Source organism: Sporosarcina sp. P2, from assembly GCF_002743255.1.
Classification (GTDB): Bacteria; Bacillota; Bacilli; order Bacillales_A; family Planococcaceae; genus Sporosarcina.
Window position 1 is genome coordinate 1 of record NZ_PDYY01000019.1, and the last position, 24,312, is coordinate 24,312.

Genomic DNA, 24,312 nt, shown 5'->3' on the forward strand with positions numbered 1-24,312 from the left:
TCAGTCAGTAAAATGAAAATTCGATTAGCTCGAGTTTCATTTGCTGGCATCAATTAAGATACTCATTTTGTTTGTGTCACCGTTAGGTGCACAAACTGTATTTCGTTAACGTTTTGCTGTTCAGTTTTCAAGGTTCATTCGGTTGGCCTCTCGTAAGAGACAACTTTCTAATATTAACATCTCATCAATTTGTTGTCAACACTTTTACTTAAAAAGTTTTTCTTGTTAAGTTTGATGTTTTCGCGACTGCTTGATGCGACGCTTATAAATATACCACCGCGTTTATAGGAATGCAAGCCTTTTTATTAATTCTTTTAAATAGATATTGAAAACCGCGTATCTACAACGATACGCGGACATGAAGTTACTGTATTACCGTATTGTAATCGCCCCGTACCCGCTCGATCTTCTTCATTTCCCATATCATTTACTAAGTTATTATATTAAAAGGTCTTAACAATAGAGATTTTTCTATTAGATGATAGATCAACATGTGTGCCTGTATCTAGTATCTTAACAATGGGACGTAAGGGGAAATCACGGTGCAAATAAATGACCTCCGCTATTTCGTCAGTCGTCAGTTTTACTTTTGTTCCAATGGACAGCTTGTTGATCAATTCATGGAGTACTTCAATTACCTTCATATCAAACTTGCCAAACTCTTCTTCCCTCATTAACTCGATTACTTTAAATGAACTCTCCTTCTGTCTGTATGGCCGCTCGGATGCCATAGCGTGGTACACATCTGCCACTGACAGTATTTGAGAGATTTCTGTTATCTCCTGTCCTTTTAGTCCCCTCGGATAACCACTACCGTCAAAACGCTCATGATGCTGTAGGATTGCTACTTTCATTTCCTGACGTACCAATGGAGAGTCGTTGACCATTTGAAAACTGTGAATGACATGTTTTTTCACTTCACTTAACTCTTCACTTGTCAGGAAAGCCACTTTATCAATAATCTTCTCTTCAATTTTCGCCATACCACTGTCTGCCAGTACGCCTGCTATACCAATTTGTAGCACTTGCCCTCTTGGATACCCCATTGCTTCACTTATCAAGGCCGCTAGAATGCCCACACTGATGGAGTGATGTGCACGATAGTTTTGCAATGTAGCAAACCCATTTAGTCTTCTGACATATTCCTTATTCTCCAAAAATGCTTGAATCAAAGGTAAAACAATTGTACGAACTGCCGCAACATCTAATTTTTTGCCAGATCTATAGCTGACAAATTCTTTTCTGTATGATTCTACCGCTTCATCGTATAGCGCTTCCAAAGATCTCGATTTTTTGGGGGCGCTTTGGCTCATCAACTTTTCTACCTCTGGAGTTAGCTTTACATCAGTCACTTGCTCTACCGATTCTTGTTCTATCTTACTGAGTGCCTTTGACTCGACCAGCACGCGTGTAATGTCAAATGAATGGAGAATTTCAAAATGCTCTAGCATTAACTTAGTGCCTTTCGCCATTATTGGATTTCTTGTATTAACGTAGAGATCCTCTTTTAGAAAACTACCCGGTCTTAATTCACTAACCTCTTTGTAAACATCCAATGTTTTCACCTATTTTCCTCTTCGCTCTATCTATTATCATATAATATTCTCAATTATATGGATAGATATCTGAGTAAATTCTCCTACCAAAAGCAAAAAAGTTATTGAAGTGACGTATAACGCCCCTTCAATAACTTTTCTTTAGTCCTCTGTGTCTGTCTCTGGTTGTTGTTCTTCAGTTACTTCCAAGTGGTCTTGTAGTTCATCGTCCAACTCATCTTCAAGGTCATCATCCTTTTCTACCTTTGCGACCGTTGCTACACGTTCATCATCAGCCAATCGAATGAGTCGTACGCCTTGTGTAGATCGACCAAATATAGAGATATCGCCAATTGACATACGGATTAAGATTCCGTGAATCGTTATTAACATCAAGTCTTCTTCTCCGTTAACCGATTTCATCGCAACAATAGCACCATTTCGATCCGTCATATGCATTGTTTTCAATCCATAACCGCCACGTGATTGAGATCGGTATTCACTTTCAGGTGTGCGTTTACCGTATCCTTTTTCCGTAACTACAAGAATATCGTCTCCTGCATCTACGATATCCATGCCAATTACTTCATCCTCTTGACGCAATCTGATACCACGTACGCCAGCAGCAGTTCTGCCGAGCGGACGGATACTTTCCTCGTCAAAGCGAATCATCATGCCGTGTTTTGTACAGATCGCAATATCTGACGTGCCATCAGTTGATCTAACGGAGATCAGTTCATCATCTTCACGCAATCCTAATGCTATTAAACCGTTTGCACGAATATTGGCATAATCCATTATCGACGTACGTTTAATAACACCTTGTCTTGTTGAGAAAAATAAATAGTGATCTTCAGTAAACTCATCAATCGGAATCATTGCCGTAACCTTTTCACCTTTTTGGAAGTCAAGTAGGTTAATGATTGGCAATCCCTTGGCAGTTCGGCTGTATTCAGGAACTTCATAGCCTTTTTTACGGAATACACGGCCTCTACTAGTAAATAGTAAAATCGTGTCATGTGTGGAGGTATTTAGTAAGTGTTCCACAAAGTCATCTTCATTCGTGCCCATCCCCTGGATTCCACGACCGCCACGTTTCTGACTGCGATACGTATTGGCTGGCAGACGCTTAATATACCCTTGGTGAGTTAATGTCACAATGGAGTTTTCCACTGGAATCAAATCTTCATCCTCAAGCATTTCGGAACCGCCAAGCATAATCTCTGTTCGACGTTCATCAGCAAAACGCTCTTTAATTTCATTCAATTCTTCACGGATAATCTCAATTAGCTTTAACTCATCCGCTAAAATTGCACGTAATTCAGCAATAAGTGCCAGCAACTCTTGATATTCGGACTCGATTTTGTCTCGTTCCAGTCCAGTCAAACGTTGCAAACGCATATCAAGAATAGCTTGAGACTGGCGATCAGATAACTCGAATGTCTCCATTAAGTTCGCTTTCGCTTCAGCCGTTGTTTTGGATGCACGGATTAGTGCAATGATCTGATCGATATGATCAAGCGCTATACGTAATCCTTCCAAGATATGTGCTCGGTCTTCCGCTTTGTTCAAATCAAATTGTGTACGACGGCGAATGACTACCTTTTGGTGTTCTAAGTAATGGTATAGAATTTCTTTCAATGACAATACTTTTGGTTGCTTGTCTACCAGTGCTAGCATATTGATCCCGAAACTAGTCTGCAAGGCAGTTTGTTTATACAGATTGTTCAACAATACGTTGGCATTGGCATCCCGCCGTACTTCAATAACAATGCGCATACCTGTACGGTCTGATTCATCTGCTAAGTGTGTGATACCGTCAATCTTCTTATCACGCACAAGCTCTGCAATTTTTTCAATTAACTTAGCCTTATTCACTTGGAAAGGAATTTCATTGACAATAATTGTTTCGCGACCATTTGCAGCCGTCTCAATTTCTGCTCTTCCACGAATAATTAGTGAACCTCGACCTGTTTCATAAGCACGACGAATACCACTACGACCTAAAATCATACCGCCAGTTGGAAAATCAGGGCCTGGAATGATTTCCATTAATTCTTCGGTTGTGATTGCGCTATTCTCTGCCAAAGCAAGTACAGCGTCAATCGTTTCACCAAGGTGATGAGGTGGAATGTTTGTTGCCATACCTACGGCAATTCCCGATGTACCATTTACCAACAAATTCGGATAACGACCTGGCAAGACAGCAGGTTCTTTTTCCTGCTCATCATAGTTTGCTTGGAAGTCGATCGTATTTTTATTGATATCACGCAACAATTCCATCGCGATACGCGACATACGTGACTCTGTATAACGCATTGCAGCTGCTCCGTCACCATCAACAGAACCAAAGTTACCGTGTCCATCTACTAGCATGTAGCGATAACTGAAATCTTGAGCCATCCGTACCATCGTGTCATATACCGCACTATCACCATGCGGGTGGTACTTACCAATAACGTCCCCTACGATACGTGCTGACTTTTTATGCGGTTTTTCCGCAGTGATACCCAAATCATGCATAGCATACAAAATGCGGCGATGTACGGGCTTTAAACCATCTCGAACATCTGGAAGGGCACGAGAAACGATTACGCTCATCGCATAGTTTAGAAATGAGGTCTTCATTTCTGTATTAATATTTATTTCCTGCACTCCGCCTTTTGGCAAATCTGCCATGTTGTCATGCTCCTTTCACCACTTACATCTATAAGTTCAGTCATTGCTTTATAAGCCGTTTACGATTCATCAAGTATCAATATTTTGCACGTAAACTGCATTATCTTCAATGAACTTTCTGCGTGGCTCTACTTCATCACCCATTAATTCTTCAAACGTTTCATTTGCTTCCACTGCATCATCCATACGGACCTGCAAGAATGTGCGTTTATCAGGATCCATTGTTGTTTCCCATAGTTGCTCGGGATTCATCTCACCTAAACCTTTGTATCGCGTGATATCTGGCTTCGGTGAGGTGGGCATACTGCTCAGAATCTCCTGCAATGCTTCTTCATCGTAACAATACTCTTCTCTTTTTCCTGAGCGCACACGATAAAGTGGCGGCTGTGCAATATATACGTAACCTGCTTCAATTAGCGGACGCATGAAACGGAAGAAGAAGGTTAATAATAACGTACGAATATGGGCACCATCAACGTCGGCATCTGTCATGATGACAAGCTTATGGTAACGAGCTTTATCCAAGTTAAATTCGGGACCAATCCCTGTACCGAGTGCCGTAATGATCATACGAATCTCTGCGTTTCCAAGAATACGGTCCAAACGTGCTTTTTCGACATTGAGAATTTTTCCTCGTAATGGCAAGATCGCCTGAAAGTGACGATCACGACCATTCTTCGCCGATCCTCCGGCAGAATCACCCTCAACAATATACAACTCACTGATAGCTGGATCCCTTGAAGAGCAATCTGATAGTTTCCCTGGTAAACTCGAGATTTCCAACGCTGATTTCCGACGTGTCAATTCACGGGCGTTCTTCGCAGCCATACGTGCTCTTGCTGCCATCGTACTCTTGCCAACTACCTGACGCGCTATTACTGGATTTTCAATTAAGAAACGTTGCAGCGCTTCTGAAAACAATGAATTCGTAATGGTGCTGACTTCTGAGTTACCCAATTTCGTTTTTGTTTGGCCTTCAAATTGAGGATCAGGGTGCTTGATTGAGACGATAGCCGTCAGTCCTTCACGCACGTCGTCTCCCGTCAGATTGTCTTCTGACTCTTTCAATAAGCCATTTTTACGTGCATAGTCGTTAATCACGCGAGTTAATGCAGTTTTGAAGCCTTGCTCGTGTGTTCCACCTTCATACGTATGAATATTATTAGCAAATGACAATAAGTTTTCACCGTAGCCGCTGTTGTATTGCATAGCGACCTCAACGGTAATACCATCGCGTTCGCCTTCAATGTAAATGGGGTCTTCAAAAATCGGCTCTTTTTTTTCATTCAAATGCTGGACATAGGATTTAATCCCACCTTCATAGTAAAACACTTCGGATACAGGTTCTTCGCCACGTTCATCGGTAATGGTAATACGCAGACCACGGTTCAAGTAGGCAAGTTCACGCAAACGTGTTGCTAATATGCCGTACTCGTATACCGTTGTTTCGGTAAAGATCTCGGGATCCGCCTTGAAACGAATTGTAGTGCCGGTCTCATCCGATTCACCAATGACTTCAAGCTCCTTTGAGACAGGGCCTCTAGAAAACTCAATTGCATATAATTTTTTATCCACTTTAACGTAGACTTCTGTCTTCTCTGACAAAGCATTGACGACTGAAGATCCTACGCCGTGCAAACCGCCAGAAACTTTATATCCACCACCGCCGAACTTACCCCCTGCGTGGAGTACAGTCATGATGACTTCAACAGCTGGTCTACCCGTTGATTCCTGAATGCCTACTGGAATTCCACGACCATTATCGGATACCTTAATCCAGTTATCTTTCTCTATCGTTACTTCAATATGGTCACAATAACCTGCGAGAGCTTCGTCGATACTATTGTCTACAATTTCCCATACGAGATGATGAAGCCCTTTTGCACTCGTTGTCCCAATATACATACCAGGACGTTTACGGACAGCTTCAAGGCCTTCCAACACTTGTATCTGACTCGCATCATAAGCTGTCTGCATATCCTTTTCTTCCATTGCCAAGGTTTTCACCTTTCCTTTCCAAAACTATCAAACCACAACCATTTATTCTCTCTGCGAAACGGATCCGTCATGCACTTCAAAAATGGCTGCTTCCTGGATCGTATTATGATCTATTCCCGCGATATTGGTTGTCGTCACAAATGTTTGTACTTGTCCCTGCATAGTACTGAGCAAATGTGACTGTCGGTAATCATCCAATTCCGATAACACATCATCAAGCAATAAAATTGGAGTCTCGCCCACTTCTTGTTTTACTAACTCGATTTCCGCAAGTTTCAAAGAAAGGGCGGTCGTCCGTTGCTGCCCCTGCGAACCGAATGTCTGAATATCGTACCCATTGACAAAAAACTGCAAATCATCACGATGTGGACCTATCAATGTAAGTCCTCGTTCTAATTCGCGTCTTTGCACACTTTTTAACTGATCGGCAAAAATTGTCTCCATCTCTTCAGCAGTCTGCCCAGAATGTAGGTCTTTTAAAGTCCCATATGAAACTTCTAGTGTTTCAAGACCACGTGAAATTCCTTGATGGATCGGATTTGCCCACTTTTGTAGCAATTCCATAAAATAAAAACGCTTTCGAATAATTTGAACCGCCACTTGAATATACTGTTCCGTGTAAATGTCGAACATAACATCTTGAAGATCCAATTTACCTCGATTTGCCTTTAACAAGGCATTCCGTTGCTTTAATATCTTTTGGAAATTGACCAAGTCGTGCAAATAGACTCTTGAGATCTGTCCAATTTCCATATCTAAAAAACGCCTGCGCAGCTGAGGGCTGCCCTTTACGATATTTAAATCTTCAGGCGCAAACATGACTACATTCATCTGGCCGACGTACATACTCAAACGGTTTTGTTCCAAATGATTGACTCTAGCCTTTTTTCCCTTTTTGGAAATCATCAGCTCTAACGGCATATATCCAAATTTACGTTGGACATCCCCTTCTATTTTACCACACTCTTGTTCCCAACGTATAAGTTCACGATCATTTGATGTGCGATGAGATTTTGCCATCGCCAATACATAAATGGCCTCCATGACATTGGTTTTTCCTTGTGCGTTTTCACCGATCAATACATTCATCGTAGGCGAGAATTTTAATTCCAGGGACTCATAATTTCGATAGTTCGTTAGTTTAAGCCGATCAATATGCATCCGACTGTCCAGATTCATCCGCTGACAGTTTGAATTTTCCTGCACCCGGAATATTTACTACATCTCCGTCATATAATTTCTTACCTCGTCGTTGTTCTGGCTCACCGTTTACGTAAACAATGTTTTCACCTAAAAACCATTTAGCCATTCCGCCTGAGCTAATAACATTCGTCATTTTTAATAATTGGCCTAGCGTTATATATTCTGTATCAAACTGTACTGTCTCCATTTTTAATTCAATCCCTCATAAAATATTCTGTCCCTCTAGTTTACCTAACTTTTTGCAATAAGTAAAAAGGTAGCCAACATGTTGACTACCCTATTGCGAGATATTTTCTTTAGTTACGGATTAAAACGTTCTAACCGGTAAAATTAATTGTAGAATGGCTTCACTATCAATTGACTTCAAGATGAACGGACGCATGCTGCCAGTGAAGTGAATCTTTAGATCTTGGCCATCAATTGCTTTCAAGGCATCCATCATATATTTCGCGCTGAAAGAGATTTTCAAAGGTTCACCTTCGATATGCACAGCTTCTACCAACTCTTCTACATTTCCGACGTCTGGCGAGTTAGAAGAGATTTGCACATGTGGACTACCATCTGTTGAGAAGTGCACGATATTATTCCGATCTTCACGAGCTAATAAAGATGCACGATCAATCGCTTGCAATAAATTACGTCCATTTATCGTAATGGATGTTTTGTATTCAGTGGGAATTAGACGTGATGTGTCAGGGTAATTCCCCTCCAATAGTCTTGAATAGAACAAGACATTATGGAGCTTGAATAATACTTGTTGATTCGCAATAAAAATTTCTACTGTCGTAGCGTCGTCAGGCAATATTTTGCTTAGTTCCTGAAGACTTTTTCCTGGAATAACTGCATTAAATGGTGAGCTTGCTTGAATCTCGGGTGTCACGATCCTTCTGGCTAATCTATGACTATCCGTGGCGATGCAGTAAAGCTCTTGCTCTTTCATAATCCATTGAACACCTGTCAGAACTGGACGGGTCTCTTGTTGGGATACTGCAAATACCGTCTCTCTAATAAGTGATTTCATCAAGTCAGCAGGCATTTCAAAACGCTCCGCATCTTTTACATCGGGCAATATAGGATATTCATCAGCACTTTGGGCAATAATATGAAATTCGGACTGTCCAGAACGAATATGTGTTTTCATTCCGTCACGTAACTCAACCATCACTTCATTCGTTGGTAGTTTGCGAATAATCTCGTTAAAGACCTTTGCTTGTAACACTAAAGTGCCTGGTTGGATCATTTGAATAATCTGTGTGCCATCTTCTTCTGCTGGTATGAAAGTGGATATCGTAATATCTGAATCACTTCCAGTCATCGTCAATCCCTTTTCAGTAATTTCTAATTTGATACCTGTCAAAATAGGCGTTGTCACTTTTGAACTGATTGCTTTGACAACATCGCTTAATCCATCCAATAATCTATCTCTCATAATTTCAAACTGCATATCGATACCTCGCTTATATAATAATAATTAAGTAATTAAATATAGTAGTAATAGTAGTAGGGCCTGTGGATATGTGGAAAAGCCTTTCAAATGTATGAGAGTCATAGTTTCCCACATGTGCATAACAAGTGGATGAGCTTGCACTACTTGTCCACAGTTATCCACAGTTCATTAGCCTCTTCCTAAAACCTTTTTAATATCCTGGACGTCTTGTAGCAATGCTTTGTCTTCGTCGAGCTGTTTGGAAATCTTCTCATGCGCATGAATAACAGTTGAATGATCACGACCGCCAAACTCTGAACCAATCTTCGGTAAAGAGGAGTCTGTCAGTTCTCTTGATAAATACATTGCAACTTGACGTGGGAATGCTATAGCTCGGGTCCTTTTTTTCGCTACAAAGTCTTCCAACCTAATGTTAAAGTGCTCTCCGACAGCCTTTTGGATGTCTAGAATGGATATAATACGCGGACGGGAATTTGGAATAATATCTTTTAATGCCTCGGCCGCCAAATCAGTAGTGACATCTGCATTTACTAGTGAAGAGTAAGCGACGACACGGATCAGCGCCCCTTCAAGTTCTCTAATATTGGTGTCAATTTGGTTAGCAATGTACAACATGACGTCGTTTGAAATGTCGATTAAACCATCTGCCTTCGCCTTTTTACGTAGTATTGCAATTCTCGTTTCAAGATCAGGCGGTGCAATGTCTGTAATCAGTCCCCATTCAAAGCGGGAACGTAAACGATCTTCCAGTGTAGGGATCTCTTTTGGTGGACGATCACTGGAAATGATAATTTGCTTTGATTCTTCATGCAAAGTATTAAATGTATGGAAGAACTCTTCCTGCGTTTGTTCTTTTCCAGCTATGAATTGAATATCGTCAATTAACAGGACGTCTACACTGCGGTAACGGTCTCTGAAATCCCCGGCTTTATTGTCTCGTATGGAGTTAATAAATTCATTCGTGAATTTTTCAGATGATAAATACACAACTTTCAATGCAGGATTTTGCTCCAGTACATAATGACCGATTGCATGCATTAAGTGTGTCTTTCCCAACCCGACTCCCCCGTATATAAAGAGCGGATTATAGGCTTTGGCAGGTGCTTCAGCAACTGCTAATGAAGCTGCATGCGCAAAGCGATTACCGGACCCAATAACGAACGTGTCGAAGGTATACTTTGGATTTAGCATTCCAGCCGAGTTGGCCATTGGTGTTTTTTCTACTGGTTTTGGCTGTGTTTTTGGCAATTTAATATCGTTCTCTGCCACGTCTTGCGGAACAATAAACTCAACGATTCGATCTTCACCTGTCAGTTCGGATAAAATCCCCGTAATTAAATGGACGTAATGCGTTTCAAGCCAATCCTTGGCGAATGAGTTTGGAACAGAAATAGTTGCGTGTTCTGCTTCATACGTTAGCAATTTAGTCGACTTTAACCACGTTTCAAAACTAGGCTTCGAAACCCTAGCTTCAATATTCTTTAATACTTGCTCCCATAAACCTGATAGATTTTCCAATCGTGTGCCTCCTTTACAATGAAATATTAAAAAGCCCGGAATCCGCTTATGCACAGTATCCAGGGCTGTGGATAAAAAATATCGAAATGTGTTGAAAAAACTATCCACATTGTATTCACATATGTGGATAAGATTTTAGCTATAAAATATATACACAACAAAAGCTTTTTAATTGTAACAGGGAAACTGATTATTGACAAGGTGTCTGATGATTTATGCACAATCCCCTTAACTGTGCATAAAGTGGTTATCCACAGGCCTGGATATGTGAAAAACTTGTCGACAATTGCCGGATTGAAAAATCCACAATTTTAGTCGTGAACAATTCATCCAGAATGAAACCTTCTACTTCTGTGGATAAGTTTTTAGTGAAAGTGAAAGTTATTACAAGTGGATCCCAAACGAAGGAATAGAAAAGCATTGACATTCTTTTACTGAATCGCTATACTATTCAAGACTGTCACAGTAGGAAAAGAGACAATCAAAGCAGGAGGTGTCTTACGAAATGAAACGTACATTCCAACCAAATAAACGTAAACGCGCTAAAGTCCACGGCTTCCGCCAAAGAATGAGTTCGAAAAACGGCCGTAGAATCTTAGCAGCTCGTCGTCGTAAAGGAAGAAAAGTTCTTTCAGCATAAGGCCACTGACATCAGTGGTCTTTTTTTTAGCTATTCGTGCGATTCGAAAAGAATATTGGGTCTCTTCCATAATAGCTGATCAGTAGATTACGACGGTAGAAAATTAAAGCAGGTGTTATTGTGAAAAAAAGCCAGCGAATAAAAAAAAATAAAGAATTTCAAACGGTATTTAAAAAAGGAAAGTCCTTTGCTAACCGACAGTTTATTGTCTATACCTATAAGAAGGAAGACCAGCAAGAGTTCAGAATTGGCCTATCCGTCAGCAAAAAGGTCGGTAATGCTGTCACGCGTAACAGAATTAAGCGCTATATTCGACAGTCGTTTCTGGAAATGAATGATGAGATCAAGCCTGATCTAGATTATGTTATTATCGCAAGAAATCAAGCCGCCACGCTTGATTTCCATACGGCCAAAAAAAATCTGAGACATGTTCTAAAAATTGCAAAGGTCTTTAAGTGAAATCAAAGCTCTACCTAGATATAGAACGATTAAAGACATCATGTTACACTGAAAAAAACTTTTATAATGATCTTGCGACTGTTTGGGGGAAAAAACATTGAAAAAGAAATTAGTGTTCCTTTCACTACTTGTTGTAGTTGCCGTCTTTATGGCAGGTTGTTCGGAATTCCAAAAGCCAATTACGGCAGAGAGTACGGGAATTTGGAACGAATATATTGTTTGGCCACTTGTTACATTGATTATGAAATTCAAATCCTGGCTCGGAACTTATGGACTAGCCATTATCGTCGTTACAGCAATTATTCGTACTGCATTGCTTCCATTGATTATTCAACAAACGAAAAGTTCGAAGCGTATGCAGGAAATTCAGCCAAAACTAAAAGCATTGAAAGAGAAATATAAATCAAAAGATGCTGTCACACAGAAAAAGTACCAAGAGGAAATGCAACAGATTATGATCAACGAAAAGATCAATCCCGTTGCAGGATGTCTACCAGTTATCATTCAGATGCCAATATTTATTGGTTTCTACCACGCCATCAGCCGGATGAATGCCACACCAACGATTGAGTTAGGTAACTTCCTAGGCGTTGCACTTGGTTCACCAAGTATTTTATTTGCTATCATCGCTGGATTGTTCCAATTAACGGTTCTACGTACAGGACCTGCAATGGATAACCCACAAATGAAGATGATGATGTACATCATGCCATTTATGATCATGGTATTCGGTTCATTCTTACCGGCAGCTCTTGCTTTATACTGGATCGTCGGAAATATCATTTCACTGCTCCAAAACATTTTCATTTACAAGCCGTTCGATAAACCAAAAAACGTCGAAGTAGTGAAAGCAGGAGGGAAAAAGAAATGAAACAACTTACACAAAGGGCAGCAACCGTTGAGCTAGCTATAGAATCAGCTTTACAGGACCTAGGTGTAACAAAAGATCAAGTAGAGGTACAGGTAGTGGAAAACGGCAGGAAAGGTTTTCTTGGTTTTGGCGTAAAACAAGCAGAAGTCCTGGTAACCGTCCTAGAGAAATCAGAGCCAGAGCCTAAACTTCATGTCACACGAGTAACTGAACCAGCACAGACGCTTACAGATGAAAGTGAAATATTAGCCTCCGTTACTGAAACACAGGAAGTGGTTCAGCAGCCTGAAACTAAAGCTGAGCAATCGGAACACGTCGTGGATACAAAGGAAATTACAAGAGTACAGGAAACCAACATCCACAATGAAAAAGATGCTATTGAAGAAACGAAGCAGTACATTGAGGACATGGCCAAAGAAATGGGCATTGAAGACTTGGTGATTACGTGCGAAACCAAAGGGAAGTACATCAACTTCCAGCTTGAAAGTAATAAAGCCGCATTCTTAATAGGTAAAAGAGGGCAAACGCTTAATGCAATCCAGCAATTAGCGCAACTCGTAGCCAATAAAGCAACAAAACAATTCAAAATTGTTAGAGTAAATGTTGCAGATTACCGTGAGCGCCGCGAGCAATCGCTCGAGCAACTGGCAGATCGGATGGCGGACCGTGCAGTACGTACAAAACGTCAGGTTGCGCTTGAACCTATGCCTTCCTACGAGAGAAAAGTCATCCATAATGCGTTGTCACTCAGACTCGATATTGAGACATTCTCGGAAGGAAAGGACCCATACCGACACATCGTCATTAAAGGAATCGAATAAGACTAATCCCGCAGAGGTTTTCTGCGGGTTTTTTTATTGTCATCGAAAATATGGAAAACTATTTAGTAAGTATAATGCGTTACGCGTCTAACTAAGGTACACCTTATGGTACTTCAAATTCCAACCTAAAATCACATCCATTTCCCGGATTATTTTCCCCATCCCACATTTTTCTTTAAGAAACTTTCTACACTAGAAAGCTTGAAACGACAGTGTTCTTTGTCGACTGCTAGCACATGATAAATTACCATGACGCTTAGTTCAAAATTCCTGAATTTATCCACACGTTTTAAATTCGCGTGCTAGGAGATTCCGACGATTTATGATAATATAGGTTGTTAGAAAGTAGTATTCGCTATAAAAGATATGCACATGTGCACAACAAAGCCAGGAAGGTGAAAAACTTGCATTTTGATACGATAGCCGCCATTTCCACTCCCATGGGAGAAGGAGCGATTGCCATTGTTCGTCTGAGCGGCGATGAAGCATGGAAGATTGCAGACCGTATATTTCAGTCACCGGCAGCCAAACCACTCTGCGAACAACCATCGCACACAATTCATTATGGACATTTGCACGATCCCGCCACTGAAGAGTTAGTGGAAGAAGTCATGGTGTCAATCATGAAAGCACCAAAGACTTTCACGCGCGAAGACATAGTGGAGATTAACTGTCACGGAGGCATCACTTCGGTCAATAGGGTTCTCCAATTAGTATTGACAGAGGGGGCTAGATTAGCAGAACCCGGCGAGTTCACTAAACGAGCATTTCTTAATGGTCGAATTGATTTATCCCAGGCTGAAGCCGTTATGGATTTGATCAGGGCCAAAACAGATAAGGCCATGAACGTTGCGCTCAATCAAATGGAGGGGAAACTATCTCATTTGATCGGTGAATTACGACAGGCGCTACTCGAGACACTTGCACAAGTGGAAGTTAATATAGATTACCCAGAGTATGATGATGTAGAAGAAGTGACGATTCCTTTGATGGTTGAAAAAGGAACGTGGGTAATGAATCAAATTGATGATTTATTGCGTACATCACAGCAAGGAAAGATCTTACGTGAAGGATTATCTACCGTAATTGTTGGACGTCCGAACGTTGGAAAGTCATCGTTACTCAACAGCTTAGTGCAAGAAAACAAAGCGATCGTTACTGATGTCGCGGGTACTACCCGTGATATTATAGAAGAGTATGTCAACGTTCGTGGAGTTCCTTTGCGTCTTGTCGATACTGCAGGAATCCGGGAGACGGAAGACATTGTCGAGCGGATTGGTGTGGAACGTTCAAGGAAGGTATTGAAAGAAGCGGATCTCATTCTATTGATGGTTAATAATTCTGAGGCGTTAACAGACGAAGATGAACGGTTATTTGAAGCCGTTGCCGGTATGGATATGCTTGTCATCGTCAATAAAACAGATTTACCAGCAAAGATTGATCTAGAGCGAGTCTATGAAGTCGCAGGAAGAGATCGCGTGATTACTACTTCTATATTGCAAGAGCAAGGTATTAATGAGTTGGAAGAAGCGATAGCTGCACTGTTCTTCGAAGGTTCATTGGAATCCAATGACCTGACGTATGTATCCAATGCCCGTCATATTTCGTTACTAAAACAAGCACGCAATACGATTGACGATGCGGTACAAGCAGCGCAGGTAGGTGTTCCTATTGACATGATTCAAATAGACGTAACACGTACATGGGAAATTCTCGGTGAAATCATCGGAGATACCGTTCAAGATAGTTTAATTAAAGAGTTGTTCTCGAAGTTCTGCCTCGGAAAATAATGATTTTATAAATGGGAAGGATGAACGAACATGCCACAATTTGAAGCAGGCACGTTCGATTGTATCGTCATTGGAGCTGGACACGCAGGCGCAGAAGCAGCCTACGCATCAGCCAAGATGGGCGCATCGACATTAGTTTTAACAATGAATTTAGACATGATTGCTTTCATGCCATGTAATCCTTCATTAGGAGGGCCTGCAAAAGGTATCGTAGTGCGTGAAATAGATGCACTTGGCGGCTTGATGGCAAAGGTCATAGATAAAACGCATATTCAAATGCGTTTATTGAACACAGGGAAAGGCCCGGCAGTGCGTGCTTTGCGTGCACAAGCGGATAAAGTACTATATCAACAAGAAATGAAGCGGATACTGGAAGAGGAACCGAATTTGACAATTCGTCAAGCGGTTGTCGAGCAGTTAATCGTCGAAGAAGATGAAATAAAAGGCGTAGTGACACAGATCGGTGCAATTTTCCGTGCAAAGACTGTCATTATTACAACAGGTACATTTTTACGCGGTGAGGTTATCATTGGAGATCTAAAATACTCTAGTGGGCCGAATAATCAAATGCCATCCATCAAACTGGCGGAACATCTGCAGGAACTTGGTCTACAGACGGTTCGATTTAAAACAGGAACCCCTCCACGTATCAACAGCAATACAATTGATTACAGCAAGACAGAGATTCAGCCGGGAGACGACGTGCCGCGTTCGTTCAGTTATGAAACAACGGAATACATTATGGATCAACTACCGTGTTGGTTAACGTATACCACTCCGGAAACACATGAAATCATCAATGAAAATCTTCATTTATCTCCGATGTATTCGGGTATGATTAAAGGAAAAGGACCAAGTTACTGTCCGTCTATTGAAGATAAAATTGTACGTTTTGCGGACAAGTCGCGTCACCAGATTTTTCTAGAGCCTGAAGGTCGTAATACAAGAGAAGTATATGTGCAGGGATTGTCGACAAGTCTTCCAGAGCATATACAGCATCGCCTAATTGCGAGCGTACCGGGACTTGAGAAGGCTGAAATGATGCGTGCTGGTTATGCAATTGAGTACGATTCTATAATTGCGACACAACTATGGCCAACGTTGGAAACGAAAAAAATTAAGAATTTGTACACGGCTGGCCAAATTAACGGAACTTCGGGATATGAAGAAGCCGCGGCACAAGGATTGATGGCCGGAATTAATGCAGCGTGCAACGTACTTGGCAAGGAAGAAGTCGTTCTTGGACGTAGTGATGCGTATATTGGCGTACTAATTGATGACTTGGTCACTAAAGGTACGAGTGAACCGTATCGTCTTCTGACGTCACGAGCGGAATATCGCCTCTTGCTTCGTCATGATAATGCCGATATGCGTCTGACGGAAATTGGTTACCAAAATGGAATGATTAGTGAAGAGCGCCACACGAAATTTTTGGCAAAGAAAGCACAAATCGAAGCGGAAATTAATCATTTACGCAAGGTAACTGTGAAACCAACCGAAGAAATCCAAGAAATTATTGCTGAAGTCAATGGAACGGCACTTCGTGAACCTATGAAAGCGGCTGATTTACTGAAGCGGCCGGAAATGAGGTATAGCGAATTGTGTAAAGTAGTCCCACCTCTTGAAAAAATTAACGAAGAAGTGGCGGAACAAGTGGAAATTTTCATTAAGTATGAAGGATACATCGAAAAGTCCATGCAGCAAGTAGCAAGGATGAAAAAGATGGAGAATAAACGGATTCCAGAGAACATTGATTATGATGCAATTTCAGGCATTGCGAAAGAAGCAAAGGCAAACCTTAAAGAGGTACAGCCATTGTCGATTGCGCAGGCATCACGTATTTCGGGTGTCAATCCAGCAGATATCTCCATCTTGCTTGTCTATATTGAACAAGGAAAAATTGCGAAAGTATCCGGTTGAGTCTTTGACTGGCGCTTTGTAGCGTCAGTCTTTTTGAAAAGGAATGAGAACATGACAGAAGAACAATTTTACGAGGCTCTGCAAGAGAAAGGCTTTCTGTTGTCGGATGCACAGAAGCAACAGTTCAAACGCTATTTTGAAGTACTGGTTGAGTGGAATGAAAAAATGAACTTGACGGCAATTACGGATGCACCTTCCGTATATCTAAAGCATTTCTATGATTCCCTTACAAGTGCATTTTACGTGGACTTCATAAAATATGAATCTGTTTGCGACGTAGGTGCCGGTGCGGGGTTTCCAAGTATCCCGTTGAAGATTATCTATCCACACTTACACGTGACGATTGTAGATTCATTGAATAAACGTATTACATTTTTAAATCACTTGGCGGGGGAGTTAAAGCTTGAAAATGTGGCATTCGTCCATGCAAGAGCAGAAGAATTTGGTCGTAACCCGAAGTACCGTGAACAGTTCGATGTGGTGACTGCACGCGCAGTAGCACGGTTATCGGTATTATCGGAACTTTGTATTCCGCTCGTCAAACAAGGAGGACTTTTTGTTTCTATGAAAGGTGCAGCCGCATCTGAAGAAATGAAAGATGCTACTCGAGCTGTAAAATTACTTGGGGCAGTTTTACAGAATGAACATGAATTTCTATTACCGGAAGAGGATAGTGAACGTCATATCTTTGTATTTGAAAAGAAAAAGCAGACACCTAAGAAATATCCTAGAAAGCCAGGCGTGCCTAATAAAACACCGATTACAGCAAACTAACTGTGGGAAATGTTTCACGTGAAACAATTTTATAGAAGAGTAAAAGGGAATAGTTTCGAAAAGGTGGTGTAGAGGTTGAAAAGTACTTTTTCGCGTTTTTTTGGTGGGGGAGAAAAGATGACTACAATAGAAGAAGTAAAAGTTCATCATCTGGAGAAGGTAGCACAAATTGCAATTGATTTAATTACACCGAATCAATACCAGCCACGGGCAATTTTTAATGAAGAAAAAATTGAAGAACTTGCTAGAACCATTCATACACATGGCGTTATTCAACCCATTGTTATTCGAACAAAAGAAGATGGATCATACGAAATCATCGCAGGGGAACGAAGATTTCGGGCAATGCGTAAGCTTGGTTGGACGGAAGTACCGGCAATTGTGCGTGACTTAGATGATAAAGAAACAGCCTCGATTGCATTAATTGAGAACTTGCAACGTGAAGAACTAACGGCAATTGAAGAAGCGCATGCCTATGAACGTTTGCTAGAGTTACATGAATTAACACAAGAAGCATTGGCGCAACGTCTTGGTAAAGGACAGTCTACAATTGCAAATAAGATGCGTTTGTTGAAGTTACCTGAACCGGTTCAAACAGCAATTTTACAAAAAAAGATATCTGAACGTCATGCACGTGCATTATTACCGTTAAAAGAACCCACTCTTCAGATGGAAGTGCTGGAAGAAATCAAAATAAATCAATATAATGTTAAGGATTTAGAAGCTAGGATTAAAGAAATATTATTTCCAACGGAATCGGTTGAGAAAGTGCAGCCTGCGAGAAGACGTGGGCCTCGACAAAAAGCTGTGAGTAAGGACATTCGTATTGCAGTGAATACCTTGCGAGAATCTCTTGCACTGATATCCAAGAGCGGGATTGAAGTAGCCGCCGAGGAAGTGGATTCTGAAGAATACTACACGATTACGGTGAAAATATGTAAAAAGTGACGAATGGAAACTCTTGCTGACTAACTAGCAAGAGTTTTCTTATATATCAATAGAGTTCATCCAGTGAAGATGATAAACTGAAATAGACCACATAGAACATATTCTTTGTCAGGAATTTCAAACATAGGTAACCACGAGTAAAACTTTGGTATACTAGTAAGACAAACGAAATAGGAAAGAAAGCAGGTGCAAGAGTGGGTAAGATTATTGCTATAGCAAATCAAAAAGGCGGAGTCGGAAAAACGACGACTTCTGTAAACTTAAGTGCATGCCTTGCCCATTTAGGCAAAAAAGTGCTCTTAATTGATTCCGATCCACAAGGAAATGCGACGAGCGGGGTCGGTGTGAATAAAGGTGATGTACAGGACTGTATTTATAATATGTTAATTGATGATGTGCCAGTACGTGAAGTTATTCTACCAACGGAAATTGAAAATCTTGAAATTGTACCTGCTACCATTTCACTTGCGGGAGCTGAAATTGAGCTAGTCTCTACGATATCACGTGAGGTTCGTATGAAACACGCAATTCAAGACATTAAAGATGACTACGACTATGTCATTATTGACTGTCCTCCATCTCTTGGCCTTTTAACGTTGAACGCATTGACGGCTTCGGATTCAATCATAATTCCTGTACAGTGTGAATACTATGCGCTCGAAGGACTTAGTCAACTGCTTAGTACGATCCGCCTGGTTCAAAAACATCTAAATGAAGCACTTTATATTGACGGGGTACTATTGACGATGTTTGATGCCCGGACCAATTTAGGCATACAAGTTATTGAGGAAGTAAAGAAATACTTCCAAGACAAAGTGTATACAACAATCATTCCCCGTAACGTTCGGTTAAGTGAAGCGCCAAGTCATGGTAAGCCGATTATATTATATGATCCACGATCCAAAGGTGCGGAAGTTTATTCAGAGCTGGCAAAGGAAGTGGTGGAGAATGAGTAAAGGTCTAGGTAAGGGTCTTAATGCATTATTTCCTCGTGAGACATTGGAAAAAGTAGAGCTTTTACGTCTAAAGAGCATTAAAGTCAATCCATATCAGCCACGTAAAGAATTCAATGAAGTGGCGTTGAATGAATTAAGTGAGTCAATTAAGGAACACGGTGTACTACAACCAATCATCGTGCGAAGTGTAGGGACGCAGTATGAAATTGTTGTAGGGGAAAGAAGATTCCGTGCTTCTGAACTGGCAGGAAAAAAAGAGATTCCGGCAGTCGTACGAGATCTAACAGATGAACAGTCTATGGAAATGGCCATTCTTGAAAACTTGCAGCGTGAAGACTTATCTCCAATTGAAGTAGCGGAAGCATACCAAAGTTTAATGGAAAGTCTGAAGCTAACACAAGAGCAACTAGCCTTTAGACTTGGCAAGAGTAGACCGCACATTGCCAACCACATTCGTTTACTCGCGTTACCAGAGAAAGTTTTGAAAGACATTTCCCACGGAATACTTTCAATGGGACATGGTCGTACACTTCTCGGGTTGCGTAAAAAGGAGCAAATCTTAGCTATTGCCGAAAAAACCAAGACGGAAGGGTTGAATGTCCGTCAATTGGAAAAATTGGTTCAACAATTAAATGAAGATGTTCCACGTGAAACTAAGAAAGAAAAGAAAAAAGATATATTTATTGAAGCACAGGAAAACACATTGCGTGAACAATTCGGTACAAATGTAACGATCAAGAAAACGAAGAAAAAAGGTAAAATTGAAATCGAGTTTCACTCGGATGAAGACTTTGAACGTATTCTTGAATTATTGAACGCCGAGTGATGACACACAAACCTATTTTGCTTTCATTGCAAAATAGGTTTTATTCTTGAAAAGAACTTGGACGTGACTATATGATATTGTTTGGTTCGCTATTTAATGTATTTACGATTATTATCGGTACATTAATCGGTAGGTTTTTATACGGAATACCGGAACGTATGAAAGAAACCATCATGTACGGAATAGGAATGGCCGTAGTGGCAATTGGTTTACAAATGTCATTTGAAACGACACAAATTGTCATTGTCATTCTTAGTATTGTGATCGGCGCAATCCTCGGTGAATGGATTGATCTCGATCAAAAAGTTAATCAATTGGGACGATGGATTGAAGGAAAGTTACCGGCTAAAAGGGAAGGACAGGGAATTGCACAAGGATTCGTTACGGCTACGTTGTTTTTTTGTGTAGGTTCCATGGCAATCATTGGAGCTATTGATAGTGGTCTCCGTAATGATCACAACGTTTTAATCATGAAAGGCATATTAGACGGATTCACTTCCATCATCTTTAGTTCTACATTAGGTATTGGTGTAGCGTTTGCTACCGTCCCTCTATTGATTTACCAAGGAAGTATAACCTTTCTTGCTACCATCCTCAGTCGATTTGTCCCAGATGAATTAATGCAGTTATTCATTTCAGAAATGACAGCTACAGGTGGCTTGATGATTGCAGCAATCGGATTAAATCTAATCGGCTTGACTAAAATCCGAGTAGCTAATTTTATCCCAGGTATTGCGGTAGTTGCGGTCATCGTAACGATTGTATATGCTTTTTGACGGCTGCCGATGATGTGCTAATTGTAAGGCTCGACCAATCATACGACTCATTTCAAATGGCAGATGAAGACGAGTACTTTGTAAAACGGCTTGCTCCATGAAACCACTAACATTGACGATTCCTTTAACTGACACATCACCCACTAAGGGAAGTTCTTTACCCACGGCTTTCCCTGGTGCAATAGGACCGCTATGAAACAATAGGTCTCCAACCGCGTCCTTCTTACTTAGGCAGGCATCGATCGCTACTACAAAAGCATCGGGGTATAATGACTTTGTGAGTTCAATGCGTTGTTGTAGATTAAGGGCGTGCAATGGCTCTTGTAACGTGCCAACTACTGTATATGGGAATAGGCTTAGCTCTGATAAGTAGGAGCCTGTCAAAGGACCGAGAGAGTCGCCAGTGGAACGATCAGTTCCGATACAATAAAAAATGATGGGTTGTTGTTTAAAAGGGATATGTTGCATGAAATAAGAACTTAATTTCCACACGACACCGGTTTCTTTACTAGAAAGACGGTAATGATAAGAAGAGGGTTCAGCTGTATACATAGGGCGACACCTATCCTTTGTGTTGTATTTACGCTGAAATGTATTCTGCGCAGGTATTGCTGTGCAGTATATCCTCAGGGGTAAGGGTTTATACGAAAGGAGGATTTCTTTCAATGGCATCAACTTCTACTACACAAGAAGAAGTGAAAGAAAACCTGGAAGTTTTAGACGAAGCAGTTCGACAGGTAAAAGGAACTCTATTTGACGCAGATTTCTGGCTCGGCACTGGATTCTTTGCTATTCGCATTTTTTTAATTATTGTCGTAGCAAGTATCGTGGTAAAAGTTGGACAAGTATTAATTCGTCGATTTTTCGCCATTAAGCTAAAAAGTCCTATGCGTAAGACAGAGCGACGTGAGAAAACTATGATTAAACTGTTGGAAAATGCATTGAAATACATTGTCTATTTTTCTGCTATATTGGCCGTTTTGACGGAATTTAAAATAGACGTAAAAGGCCTTCTTGCGGGTGCGGGTGTGCTAGGTCTTGCCGTCGGTTTTGGAGCCCAGAGTTTAGTAAAGGATGTCATATCTGGATTCTTCATCATTTTTGAAGATCAATTTGGAGTAGGAGATTATGTGCGTATTAATTCAGGTGAAGGAACCGTCATGGAAATCGGGCTTCGCACAACGAAGATTGCATTGTACGGCGGTGAATTATATACAGTACCTAACGGTCAAATAGGCGAAGTCATTAATTACTCTGTCACGAATTCAATGGTCTTACTTGATCTGGCGTTATCTTATGAAACGGATATTGATCATGCAGAAGAATTAATCAAAGAATTCCTTAAAAAGTTACCAAAAGAACGTTATTCAGAAGTTATCGGAGTACCAGAGGTGTTAGGCGTACAAAGTATGGAACCCTCAAGAATCTTGTTACGTATTGCCGCAGAAACAGAGCCAGTTGCTAATTTTGGAGTAGGTCGTAAACTTCGACAGGACTTAAAGAAATTTATGGATTTGAATGGAATTGAAATGCCTTATCCACGAATGGTGATACGTGAAGAACAGAGGGAAGGAGATTCACACAATGGCGACCAAAGAATTTAACTTACATGATGTGGTAGAGATGAAGAAACAGCACCCGTGTGGAACAAATGCTTGGAAAATCATCCGAATGGGCGCGGATATTCGCATTAAATGTGAAGGCTGTGGACACAGCGTTATGATTCCGCGTAATGAGTTTGCTAAGAAGATGAAAAAGATTCTACTGAAGAACGAGTCTTGAGAACACATGGACAATTTAGCGTATTGTCCTTATAATGAAGTGGTTGACTAACGAATAATGTAAGCTTTGGATAGATAAGAAAGGTGTGGGAATAATGGCGTTAACGGCTGGGATTGTAGGTCTTCCGAACGTGGGAAAATCAACTTTATTTAATGCAATAACAAAAGCAGGAGCAGAGGCGGCGAACTATCCGTTCTGTACGATTGACCCAAACGTAGGAATAGTTGAGGTGCCAGATGAGCGTTTGGACAAATTGACTGAGCTCGTCACACCGAAAAAGACAGTTCCAACTGCATTCGAATTTACTGATATTGCGGGAATTGTAGAAGGTGCAAGTAAAGGCGAAGGTCTTGGTAACAAGTTCCTTTCACATATTCGAGAAGTAGATGCGATTTGTCAGGTAGTCCGTTGTTTTGTAGATGAAAACATTACACACGTGTCAGGGAAAGTAAATCCAATTGATGATATCGAAGTCATTAACTTGGAATTGATCTTGGCAGATATGGAAAGTGTAGATAAGCGTTTAGCGCGTGTTTCCAAGATGGCGAAACAAAAAGACAAAGAGGCAATGGTCGAAGAGCCAATTTTACTGAAGTTACGTGATGCATTTGAAAATTCAATGGCAGCTCGTTCAGTTGATTTGACGGATGATGAGCTACAAGTCGTTAAAGGTATGCATCTATTAACGATTAAACCAATGTTATATGTAGCGAACGTTTCAGAAGATGAAATTGCAGATGCAGACAATAATCCCTACGTACAACAGGTTCGTGACTTTGCAGAGAAGGACAATGCGGAAGTAATCGTAGTTTGTGCGAAGATCGAAGAAGAGATGGCTGAGCTTGAAGATGATGAGAAGGAAATGTTCCTTGAAGAGCTAGGCATCAAAGAATCCGGTCTTGATCAGTTGATTAAAGCAACTTACAATTTACTTGGATTTGCTACGTACTTCACAGCGGGTGTGCAAGAAGTTCGTGCATGGACATTCCGCAAGGGCATGAAAGCACCACAATGTGCTGGAGTAATTCATACCGACTTCGAACGTGGATTTATCCGTGCAGAAACAGTAGCATACGACGACTTAGTCGAGCATGGTTCCATGACAGCAGCAAAAGAGGCTGGCAAGGTTCGTTTGGAAGGTAAAGAATATGTCGTTAAAGACGGAGACGTCATGTTGTTCCGTTTCAACGTATAATACAAAAGGCTGATTCTCCATGTGAGAATCAGCCTTTTTTGATGTGCGCCCAGCATGGGTGTAGTCTATAGGGTGCAAGTCCCGAACTGTGAAGGCAGAAGTAACAGTTAGCTCAACGCAAGGGTGTCCATGGTGACGTGGAATCTGAAGGAAGCGAGCGGCAAACCTCCGGTC

At 41.0% G+C, this 24,312-nt stretch carries 22 protein-coding genes; 14 read left to right on the plus strand and 8 right to left on the minus strand.

The window, feature by feature from the left end; translation table 11 throughout:
- Positions 1-443: 443 nt before the first annotated feature.
- The 7 genes from CSV67_RS15795 to dnaA all read right to left on the minus strand — a co-directional run bounded on the left by CSV67_RS15795 (position 444) and on the right by dnaA (position 10,380).
- Positions 444-1,565, minus strand: coding sequence for an HD-GYP domain-containing protein (locus CSV67_RS15795; RefSeq protein ID WP_099632552.1), 1,122 nt, complete (start codon positions 1,563-1,565; stop codon positions 444-446).
- A 132-nt stretch (positions 1,566-1,697) separates the two neighbouring features.
- Entirely contained in the window at positions 1,698-4,214 is a 2,517-nt protein-coding gene (gene gyrA / locus CSV67_RS15800; RefSeq protein ID WP_099632553.1) for a DNA gyrase subunit A, read from the minus strand.
- Between the two features lie 69 nt (positions 4,215-4,283).
- The gene (gene gyrB / locus CSV67_RS15805) at positions 4,284-6,206 is read right to left on the minus strand and encodes a DNA topoisomerase (ATP-hydrolyzing) subunit B (protein ID WP_233192636.1); all 1,923 of its coding nucleotides are present in this window, start codon (positions 6,204-6,206) and stop codon (positions 4,284-4,286) included.
- A 48-nt stretch (positions 6,207-6,254) separates the two neighbouring features.
- A complete protein-coding gene (gene recF / locus CSV67_RS15810) occupies positions 6,255-7,373 on the minus strand; it encodes a DNA replication/repair protein RecF (RefSeq protein WP_099632555.1) in 1,119 nt (372 codons plus the stop codon).
- On the minus strand, positions 7,363-7,602 hold the full coding sequence (gene yaaA, locus CSV67_RS15815; protein ID WP_099632556.1) for a S4 domain-containing protein YaaA: 240 nt from the start codon (positions 7,600-7,602) through the stop codon (positions 7,363-7,365). The genes recF and yaaA overlap by 11 nt, the downstream gene beginning before the upstream one ends.
- Before the next feature lie 120 nt (positions 7,603-7,722).
- Complete coding sequence (dnaN, locus tag CSV67_RS15820) at positions 7,723-8,859, minus strand: DNA polymerase III subunit beta (protein ID WP_099632557.1); 1,137 nt, start codon at positions 8,857-8,859, stop codon at positions 7,723-7,725.
- Between the two features lie 171 nt (positions 8,860-9,030).
- Positions 9,031-10,380, minus strand: coding sequence for a chromosomal replication initiator protein DnaA (gene dnaA, locus CSV67_RS15825; protein WP_099632558.1), 1,350 nt, complete (start codon positions 10,378-10,380; stop codon positions 9,031-9,033).
- A 505-nt stretch (positions 10,381-10,885) separates the two neighbouring features.
- On the opposite strand from dnaA, the gene rpmH reads away from it, so the two are divergent.
- The 11 genes from rpmH (at position 10,886) to CSV67_RS15880 (ending at position 21,161) form a co-directional block, all read left to right on the plus strand.
- Positions 10,886-11,020 (plus strand): 50S ribosomal protein L34, encoded by a 135-nt coding sequence (rpmH, locus tag CSV67_RS15830; RefSeq protein ID WP_029054388.1) that lies wholly within the window; start codon positions 10,886-10,888, stop codon positions 11,018-11,020.
- A 120-nt stretch (positions 11,021-11,140) separates the two neighbouring features.
- Positions 11,141-11,479 (plus strand): ribonuclease P protein component, encoded by a 339-nt coding sequence (gene rnpA, locus CSV67_RS15835; RefSeq protein ID WP_099632559.1) that lies wholly within the window; start codon positions 11,141-11,143, stop codon positions 11,477-11,479.
- A 97-nt stretch (positions 11,480-11,576) separates the two neighbouring features.
- Positions 11,577-12,350 (plus strand): membrane protein insertase YidC, encoded by a 774-nt coding sequence (gene yidC / locus CSV67_RS15840; protein ID WP_099632560.1) that lies wholly within the window; start codon positions 11,577-11,579, stop codon positions 12,348-12,350.
- Positions 12,347-13,171, plus strand: a complete 825-nt coding sequence (gene jag, locus CSV67_RS15845) for an RNA-binding cell elongation regulator Jag/EloR (protein WP_099632561.1) — start codon at positions 12,347-12,349, stop codon at positions 13,169-13,171. The genes yidC and jag overlap by 4 nt, the downstream gene beginning before the upstream one ends.
- Positions 13,172-13,575: 404 nt before the next feature.
- The gene (mnmE, locus tag CSV67_RS15850; protein ID WP_099632562.1) at positions 13,576-14,961 is read left to right on the plus strand and encodes a tRNA uridine-5-carboxymethylaminomethyl(34) synthesis GTPase MnmE; all 1,386 of its coding nucleotides are present in this window, start codon (positions 13,576-13,578) and stop codon (positions 14,959-14,961) included.
- A 30-nt stretch (positions 14,962-14,991) separates the two neighbouring features.
- Positions 14,992-16,881 (plus strand): tRNA uridine-5-carboxymethylaminomethyl(34) synthesis enzyme MnmG, encoded by a 1,890-nt coding sequence (mnmG, locus tag CSV67_RS15855; RefSeq protein ID WP_099632563.1) that lies wholly within the window; start codon positions 14,992-14,994, stop codon positions 16,879-16,881.
- Positions 16,882-16,932: 51 nt separating this feature from the next.
- Positions 16,933-17,655 (plus strand): 16S rRNA (guanine(527)-N(7))-methyltransferase RsmG, encoded by a 723-nt coding sequence (gene rsmG / locus CSV67_RS15860; protein WP_099632564.1) that lies wholly within the window; start codon positions 16,933-16,935, stop codon positions 17,653-17,655.
- Positions 17,656-17,730: 75 nt separating this feature from the next.
- On the plus strand, positions 17,731-18,603 hold the full coding sequence (gene noc, locus CSV67_RS15865; RefSeq protein WP_099632565.1) for a nucleoid occlusion protein: 873 nt from the start codon (positions 17,731-17,733) through the stop codon (positions 18,601-18,603).
- A 194-nt stretch (positions 18,604-18,797) separates the two neighbouring features.
- A complete protein-coding gene (locus CSV67_RS15870; RefSeq protein WP_099632566.1) occupies positions 18,798-19,559 on the plus strand; it encodes a ParA family protein in 762 nt (253 codons plus the stop codon).
- Entirely contained in the window at positions 19,552-20,385 is an 834-nt protein-coding gene (locus CSV67_RS15875; RefSeq protein ID WP_099632567.1) for a ParB/RepB/Spo0J family partition protein, read from the plus strand. The genes CSV67_RS15870 and CSV67_RS15875 overlap by 8 nt, the downstream gene beginning before the upstream one ends.
- Before the next feature lie 71 nt (positions 20,386-20,456).
- Entirely contained in the window at positions 20,457-21,161 is a 705-nt protein-coding gene (locus CSV67_RS15880; protein ID WP_099632568.1) for a DUF554 domain-containing protein, read from the plus strand.
- Here CSV67_RS15880 and yyaC read toward each other — a convergent pair.
- Positions 21,072-21,713 carry a spore protease YyaC gene (gene yyaC, locus CSV67_RS15885; RefSeq protein WP_099632569.1) on the minus strand — a complete coding sequence of 214 codons (642 nt, stop codon included), beginning with the start codon at positions 21,711-21,713 and terminating at the stop codon, positions 21,072-21,074. The two genes, CSV67_RS15880 and yyaC, sit on opposite strands and share 90 nt — an antisense overlap.
- A 113-nt stretch (positions 21,714-21,826) precedes the next feature.
- Here yyaC and CSV67_RS15890 point away from each other — a divergent pair, with 113 nt between their 5' ends.
- From CSV67_RS15890 to ychF, 3 genes are all read left to right on the plus strand, one after another.
- On the plus strand, positions 21,827-22,765 hold the full coding sequence (locus tag CSV67_RS15890) for a mechanosensitive ion channel family protein (RefSeq protein ID WP_233189516.1): 939 nt from the start codon (positions 21,827-21,829) through the stop codon (positions 22,763-22,765).
- On the plus strand, positions 22,746-22,943 hold the full coding sequence (locus CSV67_RS15895) for a DUF951 domain-containing protein (protein WP_099632570.1): 198 nt from the start codon (positions 22,746-22,748) through the stop codon (positions 22,941-22,943). Before CSV67_RS15890 ends, CSV67_RS15895 begins: the two co-directional genes overlap by 20 nt.
- Before the next feature lie 94 nt (positions 22,944-23,037).
- Positions 23,038-24,138 carry a redox-regulated ATPase YchF gene (ychF, locus tag CSV67_RS15900; RefSeq protein ID WP_099632571.1) on the plus strand — a complete coding sequence of 367 codons (1,101 nt, stop codon included), beginning with the start codon at positions 23,038-23,040 and terminating at the stop codon, positions 24,136-24,138.
- Positions 24,139-24,312: the final 174 nt, after the last annotated feature.

Bases quoted from the DNA above. Each gene is read 5' to 3' on its own strand.
- dnaN (WP_099632557.1), bottom strand. From the start codon at position 8,859: ATGCAGTTTGAAATTATGAGAGATAGATTATTGGATGGATTAAGCGAT.
- gyrB (WP_233192636.1), bottom strand. From the start codon at position 6,206: ATGGAAGAAAAGGATATGCAGACAGCTTATGATGCGAGTCAGATACAA.
- yaaA (WP_099632556.1), bottom strand. From the start codon at position 7,602: ATGGAGACAGTACAGTTTGATACAGAATATATAACGCTAGGCCAATTA.
- CSV67_RS15875 (WP_099632567.1), top strand. From the start codon at position 19,552: ATGAGTAAAGGTCTAGGTAAGGGTCTTAATGCATTATTTCCTCGTGAG.
- gyrA (WP_099632553.1), bottom strand. From the start codon at position 4,214: ATGGCAGATTTGCCAAAAGGCGGAGTGCAGGAAATAAATATTAATACA.
- mnmG (WP_099632563.1), top strand. From the start codon at position 14,992: ATGCCACAATTTGAAGCAGGCACGTTCGATTGTATCGTCATTGGAGCT.
- rsmG (WP_099632564.1), top strand. From the start codon at position 16,933: ATGACAGAAGAACAATTTTACGAGGCTCTGCAAGAGAAAGGCTTTCTG.
- yyaC (WP_099632569.1), bottom strand. From the start codon at position 21,713: ATGTATACAGCTGAACCCTCTTCTTATCATTACCGTCTTTCTAGTAAA.
- CSV67_RS15890 (WP_233189516.1), top strand. From the start codon at position 21,827: ATGGCATCAACTTCTACTACACAAGAAGAAGTGAAAGAAAACCTGGAA.
- ychF (WP_099632571.1), top strand. From the start codon at position 23,038: ATGGCGTTAACGGCTGGGATTGTAGGTCTTCCGAACGTGGGAAAATCA.
- recF (WP_099632555.1), bottom strand. From the start codon at position 7,373: ATGCATATTGATCGGCTTAAACTAACGAACTATCGAAATTATGAGTCC.
- CSV67_RS15895 (WP_099632570.1), top strand. From the start codon at position 22,746: ATGGCGACCAAAGAATTTAACTTACATGATGTGGTAGAGATGAAGAAA.
- rpmH (WP_029054388.1), top strand. From the start codon at position 10,886: ATGAAACGTACATTCCAACCAAATAAACGTAAACGCGCTAAAGTCCAC.
- CSV67_RS15880 (WP_099632568.1), top strand. From the start codon at position 20,457: ATGATATTGTTTGGTTCGCTATTTAATGTATTTACGATTATTATCGGT.
- jag (WP_099632561.1), top strand. From the start codon at position 12,347: ATGAAACAACTTACACAAAGGGCAGCAACCGTTGAGCTAGCTATAGAA.